Source organism: Mycobacterium sp. E1214, from assembly GCF_001666755.1.
In the GTDB taxonomy this organism is placed as follows: Bacteria; Actinomycetota; Actinomycetes; order Mycobacteriales; family Mycobacteriaceae; genus Mycobacterium.
Window position 1 is genome coordinate 25,872 of sequence record NZ_LZJC01000052.1, and the last position, 24,751, is coordinate 50,622.

The following is a 24,751-nucleotide window of genomic DNA, read 5'->3' on the forward strand; positions in this document are numbered from 1 at the left end:
ACGCCATGAGCCGAATCGGAACCTTCGCTGACGATGACCTCGCCGGATGGTTTGTGAAGTCTCCCGATCTCGGCGGGGCGCTCGCCGGATTCAGCGAGGCGGTGTACTCCAAGAGCCGGCTGCCGCTGCGGACCCGCGAAATCGCGCGCACGGTGATCGCCCACCGCAACGAGTGTGTCGTCTGCGTCAACACCCGCGACGCCGACGGCCCCGCCCAGGGCGTCGACGAGGAGTTGTACGACCACGCGCTGGACTGGCGCACCTGGCCCGGCTTCAGTGACCAGGAGCGGTTGGCCGCCGAATTCGCGGATCGGTTCGCGACGGAGCACACGGCGCTGCGCGACGACGAGGACTTCTGGAGCCGCTGCGCGCAACACTTCTCCGACGAGTTGCTTGCCGACCTGGCCCTGTCCTGCGCGCTCTGGGTGGGCATGGGCAGGGTGCTGCGGACGCTCGACCTGGGACAGGCCTGCAAGCTGACCATCCCCAGCCGCGCGTAGCCGTCCAATTCTTGCCGCGCTGGGCACAAAACCCGGCGGCGGGGCGTTGCGCTAGCGGTGAACGAAAGAACACGCCGGTGAAGATCCGCTTCGGCGTCGGCCTTGGCGCGGACACGGCGCCGGACCGGTTGGCGGGCATCGTCGACCATCTCGAAAGCAACGGTGTCGACTCGATCTGGTTCTCCGAGCTGGTGTACTCCCCGGCGGTCGACCCGATGATCGGCATGGCCTACGCGTTGGCGCGCACCAGCCGCTTGAAGGTCGGCACGTCCGTCGCCGTGCTTCCCGGGCGACACCCGGTGCTGGTAGCCAAGCAGCTGGCGTCCCTCGCGGCGCTCGCGCCCAAGCGGGTGCTGCCGGTGTTCGGGCTGCGCTCGGCGATCCCGGCCGAGCGCGAGGTGTTCGTGGTACCCGACGGGCAGCGCGCGGCCGTGTTCGACGAATCGCTACGGGTGCTGCGCGCCGCGTTGACTCAGGATGCGGCCGACTACGCCGGCAAGTACTTCACCGTCACCGGCGCCGCCGTCGCGCCGAAACCCACACCGCCGCTGGACATCTGGCTAGGCGGCTCGGCGCCGGCGGCGTTTCGGCGCATCGGGGAGCTCGGTGATGGCTGGCTGGGCAGCTTCCTGACGCCGGCCGAGGCCCGGGCCGGGCGCGAAGCCATCGAACACGCGGCCGCGGACGCCGGCCGGCGGGTCGAACCCGACCATTTCGGCATCTCGTTGGCCGTCGTGGAGGGCGAGGTACCCGCGGAGCTGGCCGCCGCGGCGCGCCGCCGGCGCCCGGACGTCGACCCGGGCGAGCTGATCGCCGCGGGCTGGGACCGGCTACACCGCCAGCTCGACGCCTACATCGAGGCCGGACTGACGAAGTTCGTGATCCGCCCCGCCGGCGGAGCGCCCCTTGAGGGCTTCCTCGATCGTTTCGTCACCGAGTTGGTCACCCGGCAGAACTGAAGCCCGCGGCCCGGCACAATGCTTGCATGGCAGCGCGCGCGGCGGGACCTCGGTGACGGCCACACCGGCCGCGGGCGGCGCAGCGTGGCACCTCCCGGACGGTGACATAGACACCGTCGTCGGCACCGTGGTCAACCCCGCCGGCCTCATCCTGGCCAAGACGGTTTCGGGGCGGCGCGCCGGCGCGTTCGCCGACCCCGGGCTGGGCGCCAGCCCCTCGTGGCACGCCTTCGCCATCGACCAGGTCGGCATCGCCTTCACCGGCGAAGTCGGCGTCGTGGGGGACCAGCGCCTACGCATCGACCCCGCGGCGTTGCGCATCGTCGACCGCGGCCTGGCCTGGGCGCCCGCGGGCTTCTTCGAGCAGGACGGCGCGACCGTGCCCGCGTGCGCCCGCGGCACCCTGCGCCGCGTCGAGGCCGCGCTGGCCGCGGCCGGTGTCACCGCGGCGGTGGGCCACGAGGTGGAATTCGTGCTGGTCGCCCCCGACGGGGCCCGGCTGCCGTCGACGTTGTGGGCGCAATACGGCCTCGCCGGCGTCCTTGAGCACGAAGCGTTCGTCCGCGACGTCATCACGCACGCGGAAGCGGCGGGCGTCGGGATCGAGCAACTGCACCCCGAGTACGGGGCCAACCAATTCGAGCTGTCGCTGCCGCCACAATCCCCGGTGGCGGCCGCCGATCAGCTGGTGTTGACCCGGCTGCTCGTCGGCCGCCTCGCCCGGCGGCACGGCCTGCGGGCGAGCTTCTCGCCGGTGCCGTTCGCCGGCGGCGTGGGATCGGGCGCGCATCAACACTTTTCGCTACACACCCGGGGCGGACCGGTGTTCTCGGGCGGCACCGGGGCGCGCGGAATGCGGCCCGCCGGGGAAAGCGCGCTGGCCGGCGTCGTGAGCGGTCTGACCCAGGCGCAGGGCGTGCTGTGCGGGTCGATCGTGTCCGGCCTGCGACTGCGTCCCGGTAACTGGGCCGGCGCGTACGCGTGCTGGGGCACCGAGAATCGCGAGGCGGCGGCGCGGTTCATCGCCGCCGGCCCGGCCAACCCGCACGGCGCGAACGTCGAGGTGAAAGTGGTGGACCCGTCGGCGAACCCCTACCTGGCCTCCGCCGTCATCCTGGGCCTGGCCCTCGACGGGATCCGGCGCCAGGCCCCGTTGCCGCCGGAGGTGACGGTCGATCCGGCGCGGCTGTCCGAGGCCGAGCGGCGGCAGGGCGGCATCGTCGGGCTGGCGCCGTCGCAGCCCGAGGCGATCGCCGCGCTCGACCGTTCGGCGCTGGTCCGCAACCTGCTCGGTGACGCCGCGGTGGACATGGTGGTCGCGGTGCGGCGCCTTGAGCACGAACGCTACGGCGACCTCACGCCGGAGGACCTGGTGAACACCTTCCGCATGGCCTGGAGCGTGTGAGCCGCGATGCCCGATGCTGCCGCCCTGGCCCGGCACCTCGATGACGTGCGGCTGATCGATCAGCACGTGCACGGCTGCTGGCGCACGGCCGGCGACCGGGCACGCTTCGAGAACGCGCTGAACGAGGCGAACACCGCCCCGCTCGCGGCGTCCGGGTTCGACTCCCAACTGGGGTTCGCGGTGCGCGCGCATTGCGCCCCGGTGCTAGGGCTGCCCAAGCACGTGGAACCCGACGCGTACTGGGACCGCCGCAGCGCGCTGCGCGAGGACGAACTGGCCCGGCTGTTCCTGCCCGCCGCGCAGGTCAGCGACTGGCTGGTGGACACCGGAATCCCCGCGGACATCGCCGGCGTCGCCGAGATGGCCGCGGCGTCGGGGGAGCGCGCCCACGAGATCGTCCGGCTCGAGGAGGTCGCCGAGCAGGCAGCGCGCGCGCCCGGCGACTACGCGGCGGCGTTCGAGGACATCCTGCACCGGCGTTGCGCCACCGCCGTGGGCACCAAATCGATTCTGGCCTACCGGGGCGGTTTCGCCGGCGACCTGAGCGAACCGTCCCCGAGCCAGGTGGCCGCGGCCGCGAGCCGGTGGCGCGACGACGGCGGCACCCGGCTACAGGAGCGGGTGCTGCTGCGGTTCGGGCTGCATCGGGCGCTGCGGCTGGGCAAGCCGTTGCAGTTCCACGTCGGGTTCGGCGACCGCGACTGCGACCTGCACCAAGCCAATCCGTTGCTGCTACTGGACTTCCTGCGCCAGTCGGCCGACACCCCGATCGTGCTGCTGCACTGCTACCCCTACGAACGGGAGGCCGGGTATCTGGCGCAGGCGTTCAACAACGTTTACCTCGACTGCGGGCTGACCGTGACCCACCTGGGTGGGCGCGCGCCGGCATTCCTTGCCCGGCTGCTCGAAATGGCCCCGTTCGGCAAGATCCTGTACTCCTCGGACGGCTTCGGCCCGGCGGAGCTGCACTACCTCGGCGCCGCGTTGTGGCGCCGGGGCATGCGGCGCGTGCTGGGGGAGTTCGTGGACCGGGGCGACTGGAGCGTGGGCGACGCGATCCGGGTGGCCGACCTCATCGCCCACGGCAACGCCCGCCGCCTCTACCGCCTCTGATCCCGCCGCGCGGTCAGGAGATGTCCGGGCGGTTCGGCCGAACCGGGATGACGACGGCCGCGTGCGCGGTTGCCCTAGGGATGACGACCACCAGCGCGCCTCCGCGCCGCGGGTCGCGGGTGCGCACCGCGAACTGGCTGATGCACATGACGCTGCCCATGCTGGCGTTGTGGCTGCTCTTGGACGTGCCGAGGGTCGACCTGGAATGGGACAACCGGCTGGCGCACTTCGCGCTCGTTCTGTCCGCCTCCTCGGTGAGCGTGGTCTTGGGCGCGATGATCGCCCGCGAATCCCGCGCCCGCGACGACGCCCGCCTATGGCTGGTGTCGCTGGTGTTCATGACCACGGCCGGGTTCTTCGGCGTGCACGCCCTCTACACGCCCGGCGTCCTGGTGGACACCTCCGACACCAATTTCATGCTGGCCACCCGGTTGGGTTTGGTGCTGGCCGGGCTGGCGGCGCTGGCCTCCTCGATGACGTTCACCCCGGCGCGCAGCGCCCGGCTGTGGGCCTGGCGCCGGACCGTCTCGACAGTGGTCGCGGCGCTCATCGGGCTCACCGCATTGGTGATCGGGCTGCGCGTGCTGGACCGGCTGCCCGACCAGGACGCGGTGGAACACGGCGAGCAGATCGCGGCGCTCACCGGCGGCGTGCTGTTCACGGTGGCGGCGCTCGCCTATTTCCCGATCTATCGGCGCCGCCCCGCGGTGGTCGTGATGTCTGTGCTGACCGCGTTCGTGTTGCTGGCGGAGGCCTCGGTGGCGCTGGCGCTCGGGATGAGCTGGCACGCGTCGTGGTGGCTGTGGCACCTGCTGATGACGATGGCGTTCTGCTTCATCGCCTACAGCGCGCGGGTGCAGTTCCGCAAGGAGGGATCGGTGCGGGGCCTCTTCGACGGGCTGGCCACGCGGCAGACGGTGGCCGAGCTGCGCCACGACTACGCCGCGGCCCTGGAGGCGATGGTCGACATCCTGCAGCGCCGCGAGCGCGGCGAGCAGGTGGCGCCTGGCCTGGCCGCGGCGGCGCTCGCCGACCGGTTCGAGCTGTCCGAGCAGCAGGTCGCCGTCCTCAAACGCGGCGCCGAGGCGCTGGGCGCCGAGCGGGAGCGCGTCCGCAGGCTCGGCCGGCTGATCACGCTGGGCCAGGAATCCAGCGTCATCCAGGAGGAAGAGGACCTCCTCGCCCGGGTGATGGCCGCGCTGGCCGACGCGTTCCCCGGCGACCGGTTCCAGATGAGCCTGATGCACTCCGGCGTGCTCGAGTGCTGTTGCGACGCGCTGGGCCCCGAGACGCGCGACCAGACGGTGGAACTGCCCCTCGAGGTGAAGGGCCAGGTCGCCGGGATGATCTGGGCGCACCGCCCGGACGGGGAGTTTTCCGAGGCCGACGTCGCGCTGTTGCGATCGTTCGCCACCCAATCGTCGATGGCGCTCGAGAACGCGCGCCTGTACCGGCATCTCGACGGGTTGTTCCGCAGTTACATGTCGCCGGCGGTGGCCACCGCGTTGCTCGCCGACCCCGATCAGGCCGGCCTGGGCGGCGCCACCACCGAGGTGTCGGTCCTGACCGCCGACTTGCACGGATTCACCGCCTTCACCGAGGTCACTCCGCCCGACCGGGTGGTCGGCATGCTCAACGCCTACTACGGCGCGGTCGTCCCGGTCATCCTCGATGCCGGCGGCACGGTCCTTCCGTTCGCCGGGGACGCGGTGGTGGCGATCTGGAACGCGCCGGTGCGCCAACGCGATCACGTCCGGCGGGCGGCGGGCGCCGCGCTCGCGCTGCACAGCGTCGTCGCGACCGCGGCCGCCGGGCGCCCCGAGTGGCCGCGATTCCGGGTCGGGGTCAATACTGGACCGGCCCTGGTGGGCAATGTCGGTGCGCCACAGATCCGCAACTTCACCGCCATCGGCGACACCATCAATTTGGCCGCCCGGCTGGAAAGCCTGGCCGAGCCCGGGCAGGTCGTGATCGGGCCCAACACCGCGGCGGCGCTGGGGGCGGCCGCGCGGGTGACCATGCACGGCTGGGTGGGGGTCAAGGGCAAGCGTGACCCGGTGCGGCTGCGGGTGCTGCACGGGCTGGGGGAGTGAGGGCCCCGCGTATCCGCGAAAGTCCTTGTGCCGGTGCTGGATCGGGGTGGAACCCGCCACCGGCGGTCTTGCCGCGATGGAAATCCCTTAGCCGTAACGGAATTTTCCGCAAACGCGGTGTGAGCAATCTTGGCGGCGCATACGCTGCCATCGACGAATCGGGCAGCGTCACCACACTTCAGTCGTACTACCGGAGGTTCGACCCGATGTTGCCCCGCGCCGCCGTTCTTGCCGCGGCCCTCGCCTCCGTCGCCATCGGTGTAGCTTCGCCGGTGCCTGCGTCACCGGGTGGCGGTTGCTACACCGCCGCGTCCGGGGACTGCGTCCCCTACCCGCAGCAGGGTGGTCCGCAACCGCCGAACGCGACGGCCAAATGTGCCGACGGCAGTTGGTCGTTCAGCGAGCATCCGCATTCCGGCGGCACCTGCCACGGACACGGAGGCGTCCAGCAGTACCTGTGACGCGCCGGGGAACCGCCGGCATGGCCGACGAGGGGTGGCCATGCCGGCGCTCCGCGGGGCACCGGTCGACGTGTCCGGATGCCGACGCACGTCAGAATGAAGGCATGGTGACTGCGACGGAACCTACCCGCCCCGCGCCGGGGCCGCGAATTGTGTTGGGCCTCATCGGCGCGCCGGGCCCGGCGTTCAGTCTGGCCTCCGAACTTGCCGAAAACGGGTTGAGTGCGGAGCTCGAGCGGCGACTGTCCGGGGCCCAATGGTGCATCGAGCTGGTCGAGGACCGCCTGGTGGCGCCCCCGGCCAGCGACGCGGCGATCGTGGAGGCGGCCCGCAGGATGCTGCTCGACCGCGGCTGGGACGTCGCGGTGTGCCTAACCGATCTGCCGCTACACGTGCACCGGCGGCCCGTGATGGCGCACGCGAATCCGGTGCGCAACGTGGCGATCGTGTCGGTGCCCGCGCTCGGCGCCCTGGGCGCGCGCCTGCGGCTTCGAGAGATGATCCTGCGGCTGCTCGAGCGGCTGATCGGACTGGACCAGCAGCGCGTCCCGGCCGGCGACGCACGTCGGCCCGCCCGCCGGTTGTGGGTGGAACGGGTGCGGGAGCTGGGCACCGACCCGGCCGAGGGGTCCTTCGCCTACACCGCCCGGGTCCTGACAGGCAACCTGGTGCTGTTGGGCGGCATGGTGGCGGCCAACCAGCCGTGGCGGTTGTCCCTGCGGCTGTCCCGCGCGTTGACCGGCGCGGTGGCGGTGGGTGTCCTAGCCCTGGTGACCTCGGACATCTGGCGGCTCTCCGACGCCTTCGACTGGATTCGTCTCACGGGGACGGGCGTGTTGTCGATCGGCGCAACCGCCGGGACACTGATTGTGGGGGCGCAACTTTGGGAACCTGTCGTCACCGCCGGCTCGCGCAAGCAGGTCCTGTTGTTCAACATCGCCACCGCGGTCACCGTCGTCATTGGGGTGACGGTCCTCTACGCCGCCCTGTTTGTGCTGGCGCTGATAGCGGCCTTCTGGTTCGTGGTGCCGCGGGTGTTCCGGGACGCGGTGGGCCACCCGGCGTCGCTGCGCGATTATCTCGAGTTAGCGTGGCTCACATGCTCTTTAGCGATGATCGGGGGCGCCCTGGGCGCGGCGCTCGAGTCGGACGCCGCGGTGCGCGACGCGGCCTACGTGCAGCGCTCCGACACGACCGCGGAGATCAACCAGGCGCCGCCGGCGGCCTAGCCGCTCGTCACACCAACGCCGAGGCGTCGAACACCCAACTGGTGTCGGCGTTCGCGAGGTTCTCGAAGTGGTTCGGGGGCGCGAACGCCACCAGGCTGTTGAAGTCCCAATAGTCTTTCCAGACAGTCACTTTCCCGTCCACGACCTTGTGGACGGTGACGAACCGGAGCACGCCTTGCTCGCCGGTGCCGAAGGTCCACGTCTCGGAGTGCTCGTAGAGGACGTCGTCGCCATTGGAGACCAACACGCCATCGTGGTTCTCGTAGGCCGCCAGCGGCTCGAGACCCATCTTCAGGCGCTTGACGATGTCCTCGGGGCCGCGCGCCGACAGCGCGGGCACGGGCATGTCGACGTACAGGCACTCGTCGGCCAGGAAGCCCTGCACCGCGTCCCAGTCCCGCCGGGACAGCGCCTGCCACAGCCCGAGTACGACGTCGTCCACCGCAATCATGGAAGCCTCTGCCATAACGGCTCAATTAACTCCGTCCCGGCGGCGCTGTCAACCGCCGCGGCGACGCCGCCGCGCTACCCGTCGACCGCGGCCATGGACCGCGCCGGCCCCAGGGTCACCGGCAGCGTCGACCAGCCCCGCAGGACCCGCGTCTGGCGCCGGCTTCCCGCGCCCGCAGAGCGCACGTCGGGGAAGCGCTCGAAGAAGGTCCGCAGCCCGACTTCGCCCTCGGCGCGCGCCAGGGCCGCTCCCAGGCAGAAGTGCCGGCCGCCGGAGAAGGCGAGATGTTTTCCGGCGTTGGGTCTTTCGATGTCGAAGCGGTGCGGATCGGGGAAGACGGCCGGGTCCCGGTTGGCGGCGGCCAGGTACACCACCACCAGGTTGCCGCGTTCGAGCTGGCGGCCCGCGACCTCGACGTCGGTTCGGGCGACCCGCGCGGTCAGCTGCACCGGCGAATCCAGCCGCAGGATCTCTTCGACGGCGTTGGGCCACAGGTCGGGCCGGGCCCGCAAGGTGTTCAGGTGGGCGGGCGCGTCCAGCAGCATCCGAATGCCGTTGCCGAGCAGGTTGACGGTGGTCTCGAAGCCGGCGGCCAACACCAGGCCGGCGACGGCTTCAAGCTCCCGTTCGCTCAAATGCGTGTCTGCTGAACCACTTTCGGCGGCTTGAATCAATTGGCTCATCAGGTTGTCGCCGGGTTCGCGCCGCAGCCGTTGCAGGTGCTCGGTGAGCCACGCGTTGAAGCCGGCGATGCCGCGCTGCACGCTGCGGTATTGCCACCACGGCAGGCCGATGTCCAGGCTCGGCGCGGCCAACTCCCCGAACTCCAGTACGCGCCGCCGGTCCCGTTCGGGCACGCCGAGGATGTCGCTGATGATCGCGACGGGAAGCTGGGAACAGTAGCGCCCCACGATGTCGACGACCCCCGACTCGGCGGCCAACCGATCCAGCAGCTCCGCGGCCGTCTGCTCGACGCGGTCACGCAGCGCGGCCACCGCGCGCGGCGTGAACACCGCCGACACGGTCTTGCGGTAGCGGGTGTGGTCGGGTGGTTCGACGGCCAGCAGCGACGGCGCCCGCAGCGGGTGAATGAGGCTGTCGCGGCTCAGCCGTTCCAGCCGCCGCAGCGGCGTCGGGAGATTGGACCCGAAGAGGACGACCCGAAAGTCGTCCGACCGCAGCAGCTCGTGAGCCAGCGCGTGGTCCCCGGTCAGATAGGCCACCCGGCCCTTCACCAGGGTGCCGCGGGCGCGGAGCTCCTCGTAGAACGGCACCGGGTTGGCGGAAACGCTGGGGTCGGCGATGAGTCTGGCCTGCATGTCGCCCCGGCGCGCCCCGAGGGCGGCGGCGCCGCGGACGAAGCCGTGCATCGCCAACCAGTGCAGTCGCTCCCTCACCGGACCTCCCCACTGCCGGTCGCCGCGCCCACGTCTGAACCGCTGCGCGTCAGCACTCGGCGACGATCTTGAAATCGGTGGTGACCACTTTGTCCGGCTTGCTGCTGTTGATGCCGTAGGCGCTGCCGGAGATGGTGTACGCGCTGTTGGTGACGTCGGCGTGGGCGTCGCCCACCCCGCCGAGCCAGAAGCTTCCGGTGAACCCGTCGACGTTGCGGATCTTGACCCACTGCGGCATCGCGCGGTAGCCGCTGAGCAGGACCACCGCCTCGACATCGCCGTCGTGGTCGCGGATGTCGATGGTCCGGTACGACTGGTTCTGGCTGCAGGCGGGCGGCCGTGTCGTGTGCGCGGCGCCGGCGATGGTGACGCGGGCCGGTTTCAGTCCGGTCGTCTGGGCCTGACCGCATCCGGCCAGGACGGCGACGGCGACCAGGATGACGACAGTGATCGAGGGCGAACGCGGTTGCATCAGCTCACCTTCTCTGCTCGCGGTTGGGCATCAGCTTAGGCAAGGACTGCGCGATTCGGCCGCGCACGAATTCCGGGCTCAGCCCCTTCAGCAGGTCGACCAGACGGATGCTTTTCGGCACGTACCAGTGCAACCGCGTCGGGTGCTGGTAAGCCTGCCATGCCGCCTCGGCGACGCTGGCCGCGGGCATCAGCCGGAGCATCCCCCGCCTCGGCGCGGCGGCGCGCAGCTCCTCAACCGTCATCCGGGCGGCCGCGTCGTCGGAGTGGTTGGTCGTGGTGGTGAGGATGGCGGTGTCGATCAAGCCGGGCAGGACGTCGGCGACCCGCACTCCGTGCCGCTGCCACTCGACGCTGAGCGCCTCGGTCAGCCCCTTGACCGCGTGCTTGGTCGAGGAGTAGACGGCGATGCGGGGCATGCCGTAGGTCGCGGACGAGGAGGACGTCGAGAACATCAGGCTGCCCGGGCGCCGCTTCAGGTACGGCAGTGCGCCGTACGCCCCGGCGAGCACCGCCCGAAAGTTGACGTCGACGACGCGCATGGCGGCCTCGTACGGCACGTCTTCGAACCAGCCCGATTCGCCGATGCCGGCGTTGTTCCACATCATGTCCAGGCCGCCGCCGCGGTTGCCGCCGCAGAAGTCGGCCAGGGCGCCGTCCAGCGCGGCCTTGTCCGTGACGTCGACGGACCGGGTCCACAGCCGGTCGTCACCCAGCTCGCCGGCCAGCTCCGACAGGCCGTCCGCGTTGCGGTCCACCGCACCCACCCGCCACCCCTTGGCGTGGAACAGCTGAGCGCCGGCGCGGCCCATACCGCTGCCGGCGCCGGTGATGAAGACCGATTGCACGATGCGCCGCCGACGGGTTCAGTTCGCCTCGACCGCAGTCTTGATGCGGTTGAGGGTCTTGGTCATGTCGCGGATGTTGCGGCGCTTGCGCAGGAAGCCGCCGAACACCCAGTACAGGCCCAGCCAGGCTGCGGGGTTCAGCCGGAACGACTCCGTGACGTCGGTGCCGCCGTCACCGGGCGTCAGCCGATAGTGCCAGTTGTTGATCGGTCGGTCACCGAGTAGGACGGCGAAGCCGAATTCCCGGCCGGGTTCGCACGCGGTGACCTTGCACGTCGTCCAATAGACCGGCCCCTTTTCGTTGCGGCGGACGTGACCGCGGAAGGTGGCGCCAAGGGCGGGCCCGGTCGCGCCGCCCAGCCATTCGGCTTCGAACACTTCGGGGGAGAACCGCCCGACGTTGCGCACATCGGCGATCAGCTCCCAGATCTTGTCCGCGGGCGCGGCCATGTGCACGGTCGCCGAACCTTCCATGGGCTGATCCAAACACAGCTTCATGCGTGGTCATAGCTCATTGCCGGGTTTGATCAGTGCGGGACGGCCGCCTGGATCAGGCCGTTGATGATTTCCTTGATGCCCTGGGCGGGATGCGAGTACCAGCCGATCGGCAGGCCCGACTGGGCGCCGCACTTGGGCCACGCTTCCACCCCTTGGTCGGCGAAAACCCGGTCGGCGACGGCGATTTGCTGCTCTCGCGAGGCGGCCGCCGGGTTGCCGACACCGCCATACCGATACCAGGTGTCGGGTTTGAATTGCAGTCCACCGTATTCGCCGTTGCCGGTGTTGGCGTGCCAGTTGCCGCCGGACTCGCACTGGGCGACCGCATCCCAGTTGGGGGTGGGCGCGGCGCCGGCCGGACCGGACGTCGACGCCATGGACGCTGCAACGAACCCGCCGATCACCAAGGACTTGACGAGAGGCTTGCAGAGTTTTCTCATGCCAGGGATTTCGGCGGCCGTGGCCGAAGCGTTACCTAATTGGAAATGGCGCGAGATTGGCCGTCTATCTGCGCGAATCGCTTAATGGCGGCGAAAATCGGAGGGTTAGAAATCGGTGAGGAAAAATTAAACTATCGCTGGCAATATGCGTGAGTGGCTAACGCCAACGCCTGTTGGTAGAGGCCGTCGAGCCGGTGGGCCCGCGTGACGTCGACCGTGGCGGCGTCGAGCTGCGCGGCGCAGGCCGCCGAGTGCAGCTCGTCCCAGTGGTCCGCGATCTGGCTCAGCATCGTCCGGTTGAACCCATCGATCGTCGCGCGGGAGGACGACAGGTCGGGGGACGCGCCCGGTGCGGCGGCCGGGTTCAGCTTCCAGTCGGCGAACCGCCGGTACTCGATGGCCTCCGTCGCCTCGATCTGGTCACCGAAGATCCGCGTGACGTAGTCGCGGTCGAGGTGGTCGGCGGCGGCCGCGTCGCCCAACTCGGCGAGCTGCTGCTGGACCCGGGCGGGATCCTCCACCGCGCCGTGCGTGTTCCATTTGAACGCGGCGACCGGCTCGGCGACCTGCAGGCGCTGCGCGGCGGCGTCCACCAGCTCGGTCAGCGGGCTCGCGCTGCCGGCGCGCGCGGATCCGACGGCCAAGACCGCGGCCACGGCCACCGCCACGACGCCCAGCGACCCGACGACCGCATCCCGGCGGCGCCTCGGAGGCGTTATGACAATCGGATGCCGGCTGCGCATGCGCACGATTCTGGCGGGTTCCTGGCCGCTTGGCGGCTTTTCGACGGACCGGCAAGCCCGCCGACCGGATTAGCCTAGGTTGGTGTGACGCCGACGACGCCAGACCCGGACCGGCCGAACGCGACGCACGGCCATCGACAGCGGTTGCGGCTCAACCAGATTCGCACGCTGACCGCCGCCGCGCTCACGACCTCGCTGGTCTTGGGCGGTGGCTTCCTCGCGGTCAACCGGCTGCACGCGACACCTTCCGACGCCCTGGACCATCCCGGCGATCCGCTCGACGACAGCGGATCGAAGGCCCAGGCGGTGGCCTCGGCGCGGCAGATCGTCGGCGTCGCCCAGCTGCACACCCGTGTCGGCGGGCTACTCGCTCATGTCGTGCAAGAACCAGCAGGACCCGCCGTACCAGGGCGCCGTCTACGTGACCTTCGCGTTGCCGCCCGGGGCGCGGGGCGATCTGTACTTCGCCGGATTGGCGGCGACCCTGGCGGACCGTGGCTGGCGGGAGGGCCTACCGCCCAACAATCACCCCTTCGCCAGGACGCTCACCCGCGACGGCGTCACCGCGGTCGTCTACCGGCAAGACGACGACCCGGCCTCGGGCGTCGCGCGGATCTACGGTCAGTGCCGGAACGTGAACGACCACCGCGGTGACGCGGCCGCGTGGGTCGACGTCACCCAGGACGTGGCCCCCGCGCCCTGACAGGCAGTGCGCACCGGGCCCAGATACACCACTGCGCCCGACGTGGCCGTCGAGCGCAGTGGCGAAGGCGGATGCAGAACGCGGAGGTTATCCGCCGCCGCCGGGCGAGGCGCCCAGCACACCCTGCAAGTCGGGCTTCATGGCGTTGAGCTGCGCACCCCAGTACTCCCAGCTGTGAGTTCCGTTGGCGTTGAAGTTGAACACCGCGTTGTGGCCGCCGGCCGCGTTGTAGGCGTCCTGGAACTTCAAGTTGCTGCTGCGCACGAAGTTCTCCAGGAACTCCGCGGGCATGTTCGCGCCACCGAGCTCGGAGGGCGTGCCGTTACCGCAGTACACCCAGAGGCGGGTGTTGTTGCCGACCAGCGCGCCGATCTGCTGAGTGGGGTCGTTGCGCTGCCAGGCCGGGTCGCTGGACGGCCCCCACATGGCGTCGGCCTTGTAACCGCCGGCGTCGCCCATCGCCAAGCCGATCAGCGACGGCCCCATGCCCGCGGACGGGTCCAGTAGGGCGGACAGGGACCCGGCGTAGATGAACTGCTGGGGGTGATACACCGACAGGATCATCGCCGACGAGCCCGACATGGAGATACCGACCGCGGCGCTGCCGTTCGGCTTCACGCTCTTGTTCGACTGCAGGTACTGCGGCAGCTCGCTGGTGAGGAAGGTCTCCCACTTGTAGGTGGAGCAGCCGGCCTTGCCGCACGCCGGCTGGTACCAGTCGGCGTAGAAGCTGGACTGCCCGCCCACCGGCATCACGATCGACAGGCCGGACTTGTAGTACCACTCGAACGCGGGGGTGTTGATGTCCCAGCCGTTGTAGTCGTCCTGCGCCCGCAACCCGTCGAGCAGGTAGACCGCGGGGGAGCCGCTACCACCGCTCTGGAACTGCACCTTGATGTTGCGGCCCATGCCCGCGGAGGGCACTTGCAGGTACTCGACGGGCAGGCCCGGCCGCGAAAACGCGTTCGCGGTCGCCGCGCCACCGGCAAGACCGATCAGGCCGGGGAGAGTGACGGCAGCTGCCGCACCGACTAAAAGCCGGCGCCCCCAGGCCCGGACCTTCTCGCTCAGATCTGTCATACGTGCCCCTTGTCGATGTGATCGTGATCTCAGCAGGAAATTTACCGTGTTCGTCCGTCATATGTCGATCGGGACGCGGGGGTGTCTCGGTTCGGCATCGGTTTCCCACCTCGGATTTCGCCGCGCGGACCGCCCACGGCGGCGATTACGGGGCCCGTCGGCCGCCGGCGCCGCCCCCGATAACGCCAGGCAGGCCCGCCGCCCGCGCGGGCCACCGACCCGGCTATCCCGCCGGTTGCCGACGTCCCCGCGACGGCCCTCGCGGTCGGGCCCACCGGATAGCGGCGACGGGGTCCCGGGACGCTCCAACACCGCCGCCGAAGTGACGTCACGGCAAACTCATGGTGGCCACCGCGCCCGCCGGTTTCGCGCCGTCGTGCGGTTCGAAACGGACGTCCGACAAGCGTTTTGGCCCGCGTCGCGGCTGGGTCGAGCGCGTGGCACGCCTCTCATCAGGCGTTTCGGGCCGACGGCGAACCGGCGCAGCTGGATTTGCGTCGACCGCGTAGGCTCTCTCGGAGCAAGCCGATGGAGACCGCGCTATCCCGGGTCTGTTCCGGCCTCTCACGAATCACCGCACCAGCGGATTCTTGGTGCGCGCGGTGGAGGGCGCCGGCGACGCGGGACCGATTGGGGCACAGATTTTGGACACGGTACTTGGACTGTCAGTGACGCCGGCCGCCGTTGGGTGGGTGCTCGCTGAGGGACACGGCGCGGACGGCACGATCCTGGATCACCAGGAGGTCGAGCTGTGCGCCGGTCGCGGCGTCCGCGCCGTGGGTACCGCAGAGCAGGTGGTGGACCAGGTTCTGCAGGTTGACGCGACGGCCGCCGCGAACGAGCGCCGCCTGCGCGTCGTCGGCGTGACGTGGAGCGACGACGCGGCGGCCCCGGCCGCGCTGGTGCTGGAGGCGCTGACCGACGCGGGGTTCGACAACGTGGTGCCGGTCCGGCTGCTGGAGTCGATCGAAACGCTGGCGCAGGCCATCGCCCCGGTGATCGGCTATGAACAGACGGCGGTGTGCATCGTCGAGCATGACGCGACGACGGTCGTCATGGTGGACACCCACGACGAACAGACCCGCACCGTGACCAAGCAGGTGCGCGGCGGTTTCGACGGCCTGAGCCGCTGGTTGACCGGCATGTTCGAACGCGACGGATGGCGCCCGGGCGGCGTGGTGATCGTCGGCCCGCACACCGACGTGGACGGCTTCTCCTGGCATCTCGAAGAGACCTTGCCCGTACCGGTTTTCGTGCAGACGATGGCGCAGGTGACCATCGCCAGGGGCGCGGCGTTGTGCGCCGCGCGCAGCACGGAGTTCACCGACGAGCAGTTGGTGGCGGTCACCCGGCCGCCAGCCGCCGCGCCGGCCCGCCCGCGGCGGTTGCCCTACGCGGGAGCGGTGACGGCTCTGGCCGCGGGTGCGGTGACCTTCGTGTCGTCGCTGTCGCTGGCGGTCGGCATCCAGCTCGCCCCGGCCAGCGCCCCGAGCGCGGCCAAGCACGCGCCGCACCCGCCGACGCCGCAGATCGCCGAGGCCGCCGCGCCTGCGGTGGTCGCGCCGCCCGCCGCCCCCGCGGCCACGCCGCAGGCCCCCGAACCGGCGAGCGAACCGGCGGCGGAGGCCAACGCGCCCGAGGAGCAGCGGGTGGCGCCGAGCGAGCAGCGGGGAGAGCCCGGCGCCCGGCAGCCCTACCTGACGAGGGTGCTCGAGCACATTCCCGGCGACGCCGGCGAACCCGCGACCGACCCGCAGCCCTGAGGCTGCGCCCGCGCCGTCGCGGGGCTAGCCGCCCCGGACGGCCGTGCAGTAGTAATTCTGGACGAACGCCTCGTTCTCGGGCGTCTGCGGGATCTCCGGGAGACCGTTGGCGGCCAGCAGCTCGTTGAGGGTGGTGGAGCGGCTCTGCCAGCCGTGTGCGTCGAGATAGGTCGCCACATCGTTGCGATCGACGTCGTAGCGCAAATCGGACAACTCAATGTCGAACCCGTGGGGACGCCACCGCTCACTGGCCGTTTGCAACAGGTCCGGCCCGCGCTTGCCGTCCACGTCCGGGGGAGTGGCGAAAATCTCTGCGGCCAAACGACTTCCGGGTGCGCTGAGCGCCGTGATGTTGTCCAACAACCGATCCTGGGCATCCGGGGGCAAAAAGGCCAGCAGACCCTCGGCGATCCACGCGCTCGGCCGGTCGGCGTCGAATCCCGCCGCCCGCAGCGCGGCCGGCCAATCCTGTCGCAGATCGATCGCGACCGGGCGTAGCTCGGCGGTCGGTCGCGCGCCGAGACCTTCCAAAGTGGTGGTCTTGAATTCGATGACCAGTGGCTGGTCGATCTCGAAAACAGTTGTCGCCGGCGGCCATTGGAGTCGGTATGGCCGCGCGTCGAGGCCCGACGCCAAGATGACGGCCTGGCGGATCCCGGTCGCGGTCGCGTCGGCGAAGAACGCGTCGAAGTACCGGGTGCGGGCGCTCATCAGGTCGGCCATGCGCTGCAAGCCCCACGCGTCGTCGGGCGCGTCGACGTCGGCGGCGGTGATCTCCCCACTGACCCACCGGTCGAAGAACTCGACCCCGACGGCGCGCACCAGCGGCTCGGCGAAGGGATCGTCGATCAGCGCGTTGTCGCCCTTCGCGGCGACGGCGCGGGCGGCGGCCACCATGGTGGCAGTCGCCCCGACGCTGGTGGCAAGGTCCCACGAATCGTTGTCTGTGCGTGGCATATCGGCCCTTCCGGACGAATAACTAGATACTTAGCGCAAGCAATTACCTACCGGAATCGAGAGTACACGCGCGGCCGGGACCGGCCGGTGAAGCTCAATCGACCTTGGCGTGAACCGCGGTGAAGGCGATCGACACGTCGTCGGCGACCTGAACCGAGCCCATCAACAGCGAGTAGGGCTTGATGCCGTAGTCGGTCTGGCGGACGGTGGTGTTCGCCGACATCCGCCAGGAATCACCCAAATCCTCTGTGCGCAGCTCGATTACGTGCTGGTGTGATCGGCCGTGAATCGTCAGCTCGCCAACGAGCCGGTACCCGTCCGCGGTTGGCTCGACGGCGCCGGCGACGAAGCGGATGTCCGGGAACCGACTCGCTTCGATCGACTTCATCGCGTTGGCTCGCACCAACACCTTTTCCGGCCCCGAGAGCCCCTTGACGCCGCCGTCGCCGCGTAACACGTCGAACGACTCGACCTCGACGGCCAACTCGGCGGCCACCGGTTCGTCACCGCGCCAGGTCACGGTCGCCCGCCAGCGCCGCATCGCGATGGTGAGCCGGTGGCCCATCCGCGCGGCCCTGCCCGCCACTGCGGTGCGCAGCGTCAGCTCCCCATCGGACGGCCCAATGGTCCACATGTCGGTCACCGACCGACTGTGTCACATGGTCAAGACGGTGCGGTAGCGCGCTCGGCCCTCTTCCAGCGCCGCGTAGCCTTCGGCCGCCCGGTCCAGCGGCAGCTCCTCGACCCAGGCGCGCACCCCGGACAGCACCGCGAAGTTCATCGTGTCCTCGACCTCTTTGGCGGTGCCCGACGGATGGCCGACGACGCTGATGCCGGGCGTGATCAGTTGCGCCGGGCTGATCGGCAGCGGCTCGGGGGTGACGCCGATCGTGACGAGCTCACCCAGGGGTTGCAGGCCGCCGACGGTCGCGGCCATCGCCTGCGACGCCCCGGCGGTGCCCAGCACCACCGCGACCCCACCGAGGTCCTTCAACGACTCGGCGACGTCACCGTCGCTGGCGTCGATGTAGTGGTGCGCGCCGAGCTTGAGCGCGTCCGCCTTCTTGGCGGTGCCCCGGTTGATGGCGATGGTCTCGAATCCCATCGCCCGGGAGAACTGCAACCCGAGGTGTCCCAGGCCGCCGACACCGAGGATGGCGACCCGGTCGCCGGGCAGGGCTTTCGTGTGGCGCAGCGCGTTGTAGGTGGTGACGCCCGCGCAGCCCATCGGCGCGGCCTCGGCGTCGGACAGCTCGGCGGGGATGCGGGCGAGCGCGGTCGCCGGCACGGTCGCGGATTGCGCGTACCCGCCTGGATAGTGCCAGCTGGGCACCTTGCCGTTGAGGCAATGGATGAACAGGCCCTTGCGGCACTGCTCGCAGTGGTTGCAGTTGCCGCCGAACCACCCGACGGCCACGCGGTCGCCGACCGCGAATTCCTCGACGCCCGCGCCGACTTCGGCGATGGTGCCCGCGATTTCGTGGCCGGGCGTCAGCGGCCAGGACATCCCGGGGAAGCTGCCGGCCACGAAATGGGCGTCGGTGCCGCAGATGCCGCAGGCGCCGACCTTGATGCGCACCTCACCGCGCTCGGGTGACTTGGTCTCGGCTTCGGCGAGCTCCAACGGCGCGCCCGCGGACTTGACGTGGATCGCTCTATGTGACGGCATGGCCGTAGCCTAATGCGCCACAGGGCATTTCGCCGCCTGATCGCTGTGATAGTCGACCTGCCAGTGCTTGATCCCGTTGAGCCAGCCGGACCGCAGCCGTTGCGGCTGGCCGATCGACTCCAGTCCCGGCATGACGTCGGCGATGGCGTTGAACATCAGGTCGATGGTCATCCGCGCCAGGTTCGCCCCGATGCAGTAGTGCGCCCCGGTGCCGCCGAAGCCGACGTGCGGGTTGGGGTTGCGCAGGATGTTGAACGTGAAAGGGTCGTCGAACACGTCCTCGTCGAAGTTGGCCGAGCGGTAGACCATGACGACCCGCTGGCCCTTCTTGATCTGCACGCCGGACAGCTCGTAATCCTCGAGGGCGGTGCGCTGGAACGACGTGACCGGGGTGGCCCAGCGGACGATTTCGTCGGCCGTGGTGACCGGGCGTTCGCGCTTGTACAGGTCCCACTGATCGGGGAAATCCGTGAAGGCCATCATGCCCTGGGTGATGGAGTTGCGGGTGGTCTCGTTACCGGCCACCGCCAGCAGGATCACGAAGAAACCGAACTCGTCGTCGGAGAGCTTGTGGCCGTCGACGTCGGCCTCGATCAGCTTCGTGACGATGTCCTCGCCCGGGTTCTGGGCCCGGTCGGCGGCCATCTGCATGGCGTAGGTGATCAACTCCACCGAGGCGCCCATGGCGTCGTTGCGGGCGAACTCCGGGTCTTGGTCGCCGACCATCTCGTTGGACCAGTGGAACAGCTTCATGCGGTCTTCCTGCGGCACGCCGAGCAGCCCGGCGATGGCCTGCAGGGGCAGTTCGCAGGAGACCTGCTCGACGAAGTCGCCGCTGCCCGCGGCGGCCGCCGTCTCGACGATGCGCCGTGCGCGTTCGCGGAGATCGTCGCGCAAGCGCTCGACGGCGCGCGGCGTGAAGCCCCGGGAGATGATCTTGCGCAGCCGCGTGTGCTGCGGGGCGTCCATATTGAGCAGCACGAACTTGCCCGTGTCGCGCTGCTCGCGCACGGTGCCCTCCTTGTAGCGCGGCAGGGCGGTGTTCTGCAGGCTCGAGAAGACGTCGCTGCGCAACGAGATCTCTTTGACGTCCTTGTGCTTGGACACCACCCAGAAGCCGCCGTCGTCGAAGCCGCCGCAGCCGAGGGGCTGCTCGTTCCACCAGATCGGTGCGGTGCGGCGCAGCTCGGCCAGTTCCTCGATGGGCAGGCGCACGGCGTGGACGTCCGGGTCGGTGAAGTCGAAACCGGGCGGCAGGTTGGGGACCGGCGTGGAGGTCGGTTCGGTGGTCGTCTTGGCAGTTGACACGGCCCACTCCTCGAGTGACGAAGTCGTCTAGTCGTCCTCGTGCTAATAAACCACCGCCGCACCTCGGATGGGAAGGATTAACGCAAGATCCGAGACGGGAATTGCAACGTGTTCTCTTCGGCACGAGCGTCGCGCCGGTATGGTCTTGTCGCGCCGAGCGGGCCGGATATGCTGTGGTGCAGGTCACCGCCACACGGACGGGGTGAGTCAGCGCGAGGGGTTGAAGATGATCCGGGAAGCAGTTGTCGCCGCCACCTTGGCGGTCGGCGCGATCAGCGTGGCGCCGCACGCGGCCGCCTACGAGGGTGACGTTCCGGGCATGAACTTCCAGGCGACGCTGGGCGCGCCGTGCGATAACTACGAACGCTTCATCTTCGGGCGGGGGCCCAGCGGCCAGGCCGAGGCGTGTCACTTCCCGCCGCCGAACCAGTTCCCGGCCGCCACCACGGGCTACTGGGTCATCTCCTACCCGCTGTACGGGGTCCAGCAGAACGGGGCCAAGTGCCCGGGATCGCAAGCGGCCGCGCAGACGCCCGACGGGCTGCCCATGCTCTGCCTGGGCGCTCAGGGCTGGCAGCCGGGGTGGTTCACGGGCGCCGGGTTCTTCCCGCCCGCCGACTGATGGACGCAGCCACGGCCCGCCGCCGACCCGACACCGCGGTGGTGCCGCGCTGGCTGCGCTTCGTCGTGGCGTCGGATCGGACCGGCTCGGCCTGGTACATCGGCGCCGGCTTCTTTTTCGCGCCGGTGCTGGCCGTGCTGTCGCCGTGGCCCGCGGTCACCGTCGCGCTGTGGGCGGTGATCGGGGTGACCGGGCTGTGGCTCGGCCTGCTGGGCATCGCGATGGCCGTCGGGCTGGCCCGAATCCTGGCGTCCGGCGCCGAGATTCCCGAGGACTACTGGCGCAAGGTGGTGCACTACTAGCGTCCGGCCGGCCCTCGCCGGCGCGCCGGGTGGCTCCCGTCGCGTCTAGAGTCCTTACCGACGCAGCAACCACCGACTGTCCCAAGACTGTCCCCAGCAAGGAGATTCGAGATGGGCTTCAACCCCAAAGACGCAGTCGACGCGGCCAAGGACATCGCGACCAACGCCGTCGAGAAGGCCTCCGACATCGTGGAGCACGCCAGCGACATCATCCGCGGTGACATCGCCGGCGGCGCCAGCGGCATCGTTCAGAACTCGATCGAGATCGGCACGTACGCCGTCGACCGGGCGAAAGAGGTGTTCACCGGCCGCGACGACCTCGACGACGTCTAAGCCCGGTTAGACGGCGGCGGCCTCATTGAGTTCGTCGAGCCGGTTGGTTGCCTCCAGGTACTCCTGGACCCAGCGCTCGATGACCGTCGCCGTCTTCTCCACCTTGTTGAATTGGCCGACGACCTGACCGACCGGGTTGAAGGCGACGTCGACGCTTTCGTTCGGGTACCTGTTGGTGGCCCGCACCGCCATCCCGGACACCATGTACTGCAACGGCATTCCCAGCGGCTTGGGGTTGTCGGGCGCCTCCCAGGCCTCGGTCCAGTCGTTGCGCAGCATGCGGGCCGGCTTGCCTGTGAAGGAGCGGCTGCGCACGGTGTCGCGGCTACCCGCCTTGACGTACGCCTCCTGCTGGACGGGCGTGTTCGAGGACTCCTCGACCATCAGCCACTGCGATCCCGTCCACGCCCCTTGAGCGCCCAGCGCCAGCGCCGCCGCGATCTGCTGGCCGCTGCCGATGCCGCCGGCCGCCAGAACCGGCACCGGCGCGACCTCCTTGACCACCTGCGGCCACAGCACGATGGAGCCCACCTCGCCGCAGTGGCCGCCGGCCTCGCCGCCCTGCGCGATGATGATGTCGACGCCCGCGTCCGCGTGCTTGCGGGCCTGTGACGGCGAGCCGCACAGCGCGGCCACCTTCAGGCCGGCTTCGTGGATGTGCTTGATCATCTCCGCCGGCGGAGTGCCCAGCGCGTTGGCGATCATCTTGACCTTCGGGTGCTTGAGCGCCACCTCGACCTGCGGGGTCGCGGTCGCCTCGGTCCACCCCAGCAACTGCAAGGTGTCGCCGTCGCTGTCCTCGACCGGTACGCCGTGATCGGCGAGGATCTTCTTGCCGAAATCGAGGTGTTCCTGCGGGACCATCTTGCGCAGCGTGTCGGCCAGCTCCTCGGCGGACAGCTGCGAGTCCATGCCCTCGTACTTGTTCGGGATCACGATGTCGACGCCGTAGGGGTGGTCGCCGATGTTGTCGTCGATCCACTTGAGTTCGATCTCGAGCTGCTCGGGCGTGAAGCCGACGGCGCCGAGCACGCCGAAGCCACCGGCCTTGCTGACGGCCACCACGACGTCGCGGCAGTGGGTGAACGCGAAGATCGGGAACTCAATACCGAGCTCGTCGCAGATGGCGGTATGCATGCCTACTCCTGGGGCGCTGGCGGAATTGAAACGTGTTCTAGTTTAGTACCCGGCGTGCTGACGTGGCCAGCGGGTCCCGTCGCGCGGCCCGGGACTACGGTTCGTCGCCGCCTACTTGCCGGTGGCCGGCGTTCGCGCGGGGTTGCCGCCACGCGCAACGTCCCCGTCGATGTCGTCTCCGCACCGCGCGAGCCGCGTTGCGGCGGCCGCCCGGGCTCGCGTGGCCTCTTGATCCGCTCCGTCGGCAGCGGGTAGCGTAATGCTGCCAATTACGACACCACGAGTCTCGTAATTGCCCGTCTCCGGTGAAAGGATCTCAGCCGATGCGCAGCCGTTACGCCGGCGAACCGTTCACCACCGCGACCGCCCACATCGCTGCCGCGCTCGAGGAGGTCAGCGTCCCGACCCTGCTCCTGTCGCTCGTGCACGTCACCGGCGACCCGCGCTTCATCCGCGAGTACAAGCAGCTGGGCATCTTCCTCAACGAGGTGCAGGGGTTCATGTCCGAAGAGGACAAGGCCCGTGCCCGCGCCGAAGCCCTGTCGGTGCTCGCCGACTACCGCGACCGCGGTTGTCCAGAGCCGGCGCCGCTCAGCGCGGACCTCATCCGCGAGATGCTGGACTGGGCGGCCTGCGAACGCGTTCCCGACGACTACCTGCCCCTGGTCGGCGAGGAATTGGACCTCGACGGCGCGGACCCGCGCCGCCCGGCGCCCCTGCCCGTAGAACGCGCCACCGAACTTCCCGTCGTGGTGATCGGGTGCGGCGAATCCGGCATCCTGGCCGGCATTCGGCTCAAGCAGGCCAACATCGAGTTCACCATCGTCGAGAAGAACGCCGGGCCGGGTGGAACCTGGTGGGAGAACCGCTATCCCGGCGCCCGGGTGGATGTGGCGAACCATTTCTATTGCTACAGCTTCGAACCGAACAACGACTGGACGCACTTCTTCGCCGAGCAGCGCGAGCTACAGGACTACTTCACCACGGTCGTCGCCAAGCACGGGCTCGGTGAGCACGTGCGGTGGAACACCGAGGTGCTCGGCGCCACATGGGACGACGACGACGGAACGTGGGGCGTCTCGCTGCGCGGCCCCACGGGGCGCGTCGAGACGCTGCGCGCCCGGGCCGTCATCGCCGCGGTCGGCCAGCTCAATCGCCCCAACGTTCCCGACATCGCCGGCGCCGACACCTTCGCGGGGCCGACGTTCCACAGCGCGGCCTGGGACGCATCCGTCGATCTCACCGGCATGCGGGTCGCGCTCATCGGGGCCGGCGCCAGCGGCTTCCAGATCGCCCCGGCGATCGCGGACCGGGTCGACCAATTGACGATTTACCAGCGCACCGCGCAATGGATGTTCCCGAACCCGATGTACCACGACGAGGTTCCCGACGGCGTCCGCTGGGCGATGCGCCACCTGCCGTACTACGGGCGGTGGTACCGGTTCCTGGTCCTGTGGCCGGGATCCGACAAGGGGCTGGACGCCGCGCAGACCGATCCCGACTTCGCCGACCAGGACCACGCCGTCAGCGACATCAACGCCGCGGCCCACATCATGTTCTCGCAGTGGATCACCAGCCAGATCGACGGACCCGGTGCGGCGGACCTGCTAGCCAAGGTGATGCCGGACTATCCCGCCTGCGGCAAGAGGACCCTGCAAGACAACGGCAGCTGGCTGAAGACGTTGCAGCGCACCAATGTCGAGCTGGTGCGCGCCCCGATCCGCGAGATCACGCCCGACGGCGTGGTCACCGACGACGGGACACACCGCGGCGCCGACGTCATCGTGTACGCCACCGGCTTCCGGCACACCGACGTGCTGTGGCCGCTGACGGTGACCGGCCGCGACGGAGCGGATCTCCGCGAAAAGTGGGGCAGCCGGCCGTACGCCTACCTCGGCATCACCGTCCCGGATTTTCCCAACTTCTTCATCCTCTACGGGCCCGGCACCCACCTCGCGCACGGCGGCAGCCTGATTTTTCAGTCCGAACTGCAGATGCGTTATGTCGACCAATGCCTGCAGCGCATCGCGCAGGACGACCTGCATGCGCTGGAACCGCGGGCCGAGGCGGCCGACGACTGGCACCGACGCACGCAGCACCAGATCAAAAAGATGGTGTGGTCGCATCCCGCGGTCAAACACTCCTACTTCAAGAACGCCGACGGCGAGATCCACACCGTCAGCCCATGGCGGCTCAACGAATACTGGAGCGCCGTCCGCGAACCCGATTGGTCGCGGTTCGTGGTGCGAGGAAGAAAGTGAGCACGCCG

Annotated in this window: 26 protein-coding genes; 13 read left to right on the forward strand and 13 right to left on the reverse strand. The window is 69.8% G+C overall.

Annotated elements, in window-relative coordinates:
- Positions 1 to 5 precede the first annotated feature (5 nt).
- The 7 genes from A5700_RS06535 (at position 6) to A5700_RS06560 (ending at position 7,760) form a co-directional block, all read left to right on the forward strand.
- A complete protein-coding gene (locus A5700_RS06535; protein ID WP_068073740.1) occupies positions 6 to 500 on the forward strand; it encodes a carboxymuconolactone decarboxylase family protein in 495 nt (164 codons plus the stop codon).
- Positions 501 to 577: 77 nt separating this feature from the next.
- The gene (locus A5700_RS06540) at positions 578 to 1,459 is read left to right on the forward strand and encodes a TIGR03854 family LLM class F420-dependent oxidoreductase (protein ID WP_068073739.1); all 882 of its coding nucleotides are present in this window, start codon (positions 578 to 580) and stop codon (positions 1,457 to 1,459) included.
- Between the two features lie 52 nt (positions 1,460 to 1,511).
- The gene (locus tag A5700_RS06545; protein ID WP_068073751.1) at positions 1,512 to 2,864 is read left to right on the forward strand and encodes a glutamine synthetase family protein; all 1,353 of its coding nucleotides are present in this window, start codon (positions 1,512 to 1,514) and stop codon (positions 2,862 to 2,864) included.
- 6 nt (positions 2,865 to 2,870) lie between these two features.
- A complete protein-coding gene (locus A5700_RS06550) occupies positions 2,871 to 3,977 on the forward strand; it encodes an amidohydrolase family protein (RefSeq protein ID WP_068073737.1) in 1,107 nt (368 codons plus the stop codon).
- 80 nt (positions 3,978 to 4,057) lie between these two features.
- The gene (locus tag A5700_RS06555) at positions 4,058 to 6,070 is read left to right on the forward strand and encodes an adenylate/guanylate cyclase domain-containing protein (protein ID WP_068073735.1); all 2,013 of its coding nucleotides are present in this window, start codon (positions 4,058 to 4,060) and stop codon (positions 6,068 to 6,070) included.
- Positions 6,071 to 6,342: 272 nt separating this feature from the next.
- Positions 6,343 to 6,531 carry a DUF3761 domain-containing protein gene (locus A5700_RS25150; protein ID WP_197502924.1) on the forward strand — a complete coding sequence of 63 codons (189 nt, stop codon included), beginning with the start codon at positions 6,343 to 6,345 and terminating at the stop codon, positions 6,529 to 6,531.
- Positions 6,532 to 6,635: 104 nt separating this feature from the next.
- Positions 6,636 to 7,760 carry a hypothetical protein gene (locus tag A5700_RS06560; protein WP_068073733.1) on the forward strand — a complete coding sequence of 375 codons (1,125 nt, stop codon included), beginning with the start codon at positions 6,636 to 6,638 and terminating at the stop codon, positions 7,758 to 7,760.
- Between the two features lie 7 nt (positions 7,761 to 7,767).
- On the opposite strand, the gene A5700_RS06565 is transcribed toward A5700_RS06560, so the two are convergent.
- From A5700_RS06565 to A5700_RS06595, 7 genes are all read right to left on the reverse strand, one after another.
- Positions 7,768 to 8,211, reverse strand: a complete 444-nt coding sequence (locus tag A5700_RS06565) for a nuclear transport factor 2 family protein (RefSeq protein ID WP_068073749.1) — start codon at positions 8,209 to 8,211, stop codon at positions 7,768 to 7,770.
- 74 nt (positions 8,212 to 8,285) lie between these two features.
- A complete protein-coding gene (locus tag A5700_RS06570; RefSeq protein ID WP_068073730.1) occupies positions 8,286 to 9,608 on the reverse strand; it encodes a cytochrome P450 in 1,323 nt (440 codons plus the stop codon).
- A gap of 49 nt (positions 9,609 to 9,657) precedes the next feature.
- Positions 9,658 to 10,080: a lipoprotein LpqH gene (locus A5700_RS06575; protein WP_068073728.1), complete on the reverse strand. Its 423-nt coding sequence runs from the start codon at positions 10,078 to 10,080 to the stop codon at positions 9,658 to 9,660.
- A gap of 4 nt (positions 10,081 to 10,084) precedes the next feature.
- Entirely contained in the window at positions 10,085 to 10,927 is an 843-nt protein-coding gene (locus A5700_RS06580) for an SDR family oxidoreductase (protein ID WP_068073727.1), read from the reverse strand.
- Between the two features lie 18 nt (positions 10,928 to 10,945).
- Complete coding sequence (locus A5700_RS06585; RefSeq protein WP_156671106.1) at positions 10,946 to 11,419, reverse strand: SRPBCC family protein; 474 nt, start codon at positions 11,417 to 11,419, stop codon at positions 10,946 to 10,948.
- A 35-nt stretch (positions 11,420 to 11,454) separates the two neighbouring features.
- The gene (gene rpfC, locus A5700_RS06590) at positions 11,455 to 11,865 is read right to left on the reverse strand and encodes a resuscitation-promoting factor RpfC (RefSeq protein ID WP_068073726.1); all 411 of its coding nucleotides are present in this window, start codon (positions 11,863 to 11,865) and stop codon (positions 11,455 to 11,457) included.
- 131 nt (positions 11,866 to 11,996) lie between these two features.
- Entirely contained in the window at positions 11,997 to 12,608 is a 612-nt protein-coding gene (locus A5700_RS06595) for a chorismate mutase (protein ID WP_082960638.1), read from the reverse strand.
- 373 nt (positions 12,609 to 12,981) lie between these two features.
- On the opposite strand from A5700_RS06595, the gene A5700_RS26870 reads away from it, so the two are divergent.
- Entirely contained in the window at positions 12,982 to 13,311 is a 330-nt protein-coding gene (locus A5700_RS26870; protein WP_231973898.1) for a hypothetical protein, read from the forward strand.
- An 87-nt stretch (positions 13,312 to 13,398) separates the two neighbouring features.
- Here A5700_RS26870 and ag85B read toward each other — a convergent pair whose 3' ends face one another.
- Entirely contained in the window at positions 13,399 to 14,391 is a 993-nt protein-coding gene (gene ag85B / locus A5700_RS06605) for a diacylglycerol acyltransferase/mycolyltransferase Ag85B (RefSeq protein WP_068073725.1), read from the reverse strand.
- A gap of 644 nt (positions 14,392 to 15,035) precedes the next feature.
- Between ag85B and A5700_RS06610 the strand changes: the two genes are divergently transcribed.
- Positions 15,036 to 16,154 (forward strand): hypothetical protein, encoded by a 1,119-nt coding sequence (locus A5700_RS06610; RefSeq protein ID WP_068073744.1) that lies wholly within the window; start codon positions 15,036 to 15,038, stop codon positions 16,152 to 16,154.
- A gap of 24 nt (positions 16,155 to 16,178) precedes the next feature.
- On the opposite strand, the gene A5700_RS06615 is transcribed toward A5700_RS06610, so the two are convergent.
- From A5700_RS06615 to A5700_RS06630, 4 genes are all read right to left on the reverse strand, one after another.
- Positions 16,179 to 17,111, reverse strand: a complete 933-nt coding sequence (locus A5700_RS06615; protein ID WP_068073723.1) for an SAM-dependent methyltransferase — start codon at positions 17,109 to 17,111, stop codon at positions 16,179 to 16,181.
- A gap of 94 nt (positions 17,112 to 17,205) precedes the next feature.
- Positions 17,206 to 17,745 carry a YceI family protein gene (locus tag A5700_RS06620; protein WP_068073742.1) on the reverse strand — a complete coding sequence of 180 codons (540 nt, stop codon included), beginning with the start codon at positions 17,743 to 17,745 and terminating at the stop codon, positions 17,206 to 17,208.
- Between the two features lie 21 nt (positions 17,746 to 17,766).
- Entirely contained in the window at positions 17,767 to 18,780 is a 1,014-nt protein-coding gene (locus A5700_RS06625) for an alcohol dehydrogenase catalytic domain-containing protein (RefSeq protein ID WP_068073722.1), read from the reverse strand.
- 9 nt (positions 18,781 to 18,789) lie between these two features.
- Positions 18,790 to 20,088 (reverse strand): cytochrome P450, encoded by a 1,299-nt coding sequence (locus A5700_RS06630; RefSeq protein WP_068073721.1) that lies wholly within the window; start codon positions 20,086 to 20,088, stop codon positions 18,790 to 18,792.
- 226 nt (positions 20,089 to 20,314) lie between these two features.
- On the opposite strand from A5700_RS06630, the gene A5700_RS06635 reads away from it, so the two are divergent.
- The 3 genes from A5700_RS06635 to A5700_RS06645 all read left to right on the forward strand — a co-directional run bounded on the left by A5700_RS06635 (position 20,315) and on the right by A5700_RS06645 (position 21,345).
- Positions 20,315 to 20,710 (forward strand): hypothetical protein, encoded by a 396-nt coding sequence (locus A5700_RS06635; RefSeq protein WP_068073719.1) that lies wholly within the window; start codon positions 20,315 to 20,317, stop codon positions 20,708 to 20,710.
- On the forward strand, positions 20,710 to 21,012 hold the full coding sequence (locus A5700_RS06640; protein WP_068073717.1) for a hypothetical protein: 303 nt from the start codon (positions 20,710 to 20,712) through the stop codon (positions 21,010 to 21,012). The genes A5700_RS06635 and A5700_RS06640 overlap by 1 nt, the downstream gene beginning before the upstream one ends.
- A 111-nt stretch (positions 21,013 to 21,123) precedes the next feature.
- Positions 21,124 to 21,345, forward strand: coding sequence for a hypothetical protein (locus A5700_RS06645; protein WP_068073716.1), 222 nt, complete (start codon positions 21,124 to 21,126; stop codon positions 21,343 to 21,345).
- 6 nt (positions 21,346 to 21,351) lie between these two features.
- Here the strand turns inward: A5700_RS06645 and A5700_RS06650 are convergent, their stop codons facing one another.
- Positions 21,352 to 22,482 (reverse strand): nitronate monooxygenase, encoded by a 1,131-nt coding sequence (locus tag A5700_RS06650; protein ID WP_068073714.1) that lies wholly within the window; start codon positions 22,480 to 22,482, stop codon positions 21,352 to 21,354.
- A 323-nt stretch (positions 22,483 to 22,805) separates the two neighbouring features.
- Between A5700_RS06650 and A5700_RS06655 the strand changes: the two genes are divergently transcribed.
- Positions 22,806 to 24,743 carry an NAD(P)/FAD-dependent oxidoreductase gene (locus tag A5700_RS06655; RefSeq protein WP_068204558.1) on the forward strand — a complete coding sequence of 646 codons (1,938 nt, stop codon included), beginning with the start codon at positions 22,806 to 22,808 and terminating at the stop codon, positions 24,741 to 24,743.
- Positions 24,744 to 24,751: the final 8 nt, after the last annotated feature.

Excerpts from the sequence above, each read along its gene's own strand:
- A5700_RS06615 (WP_068073723.1), bottom strand. The coding sequence starts at position 17,111 with ATGCCACGCACAGACAACGATTCGTGGGACCTTGCCACCAGCGTCGGG.
- A5700_RS06655 (WP_068204558.1), top strand. The coding sequence starts at position 22,806 with ATGCGCAGCCGTTACGCCGGCGAACCGTTCACCACCGCGACCGCCCAC.
- A5700_RS06635 (WP_068073719.1), top strand. The coding sequence starts at position 20,315 with ATGATCCGGGAAGCAGTTGTCGCCGCCACCTTGGCGGTCGGCGCGATC.
- A5700_RS06565 (WP_068073749.1), bottom strand. The coding sequence starts at position 8,211 with ATGATTGCGGTGGACGACGTCGTACTCGGGCTGTGGCAGGCGCTGTCC.
- A5700_RS06535 (WP_068073740.1), top strand. The coding sequence starts at position 6 with ATGAGCCGAATCGGAACCTTCGCTGACGATGACCTCGCCGGATGGTTT.
- A5700_RS06640 (WP_068073717.1), top strand. The coding sequence starts at position 20,710 with ATGGACGCAGCCACGGCCCGCCGCCGACCCGACACCGCGGTGGTGCCG.
- A5700_RS06625 (WP_068073722.1), bottom strand. The coding sequence starts at position 18,780 with ATGCCGTCACATAGAGCGATCCACGTCAAGTCCGCGGGCGCGCCGTTG.
- A5700_RS06550 (WP_068073737.1), top strand. The coding sequence starts at position 2,871 with ATGCCCGATGCTGCCGCCCTGGCCCGGCACCTCGATGACGTGCGGCTG.
- A5700_RS06650 (WP_068073714.1), bottom strand. The coding sequence starts at position 22,482 with ATGCATACCGCCATCTGCGACGAGCTCGGTATTGAGTTCCCGATCTTC.
- A5700_RS06620 (WP_068073742.1), bottom strand. The coding sequence starts at position 17,745 with ATGTGGACCATTGGGCCGTCCGATGGGGAGCTGACGCTGCGCACCGCA.
- A5700_RS26870 (WP_231973898.1), top strand. The coding sequence starts at position 12,982 with ATGTCGTGCAAGAACCAGCAGGACCCGCCGTACCAGGGCGCCGTCTAC.
- A5700_RS06555 (WP_068073735.1), top strand. The coding sequence starts at position 4,058 with ATGACGACCACCAGCGCGCCTCCGCGCCGCGGGTCGCGGGTGCGCACC.
- A5700_RS06645 (WP_068073716.1), top strand. The coding sequence starts at position 21,124 with ATGGGCTTCAACCCCAAAGACGCAGTCGACGCGGCCAAGGACATCGCG.
- A5700_RS06560 (WP_068073733.1), top strand. The coding sequence starts at position 6,636 with ATGGTGACTGCGACGGAACCTACCCGCCCCGCGCCGGGGCCGCGAATT.
- A5700_RS06575 (WP_068073728.1), bottom strand. The coding sequence starts at position 10,080 with ATGCAACCGCGTTCGCCCTCGATCACTGTCGTCATCCTGGTCGCCGTC.
- A5700_RS06595 (WP_082960638.1), bottom strand. The coding sequence starts at position 12,608 with ATGCGCAGCCGGCATCCGATTGTCATAACGCCTCCGAGGCGCCGCCGG.
- ag85B (WP_068073725.1), bottom strand. The coding sequence starts at position 14,391 with ATGACAGATCTGAGCGAGAAGGTCCGGGCCTGGGGGCGCCGGCTTTTA.
- rpfC (WP_068073726.1), bottom strand. The coding sequence starts at position 11,865 with ATGAGAAAACTCTGCAAGCCTCTCGTCAAGTCCTTGGTGATCGGCGGG.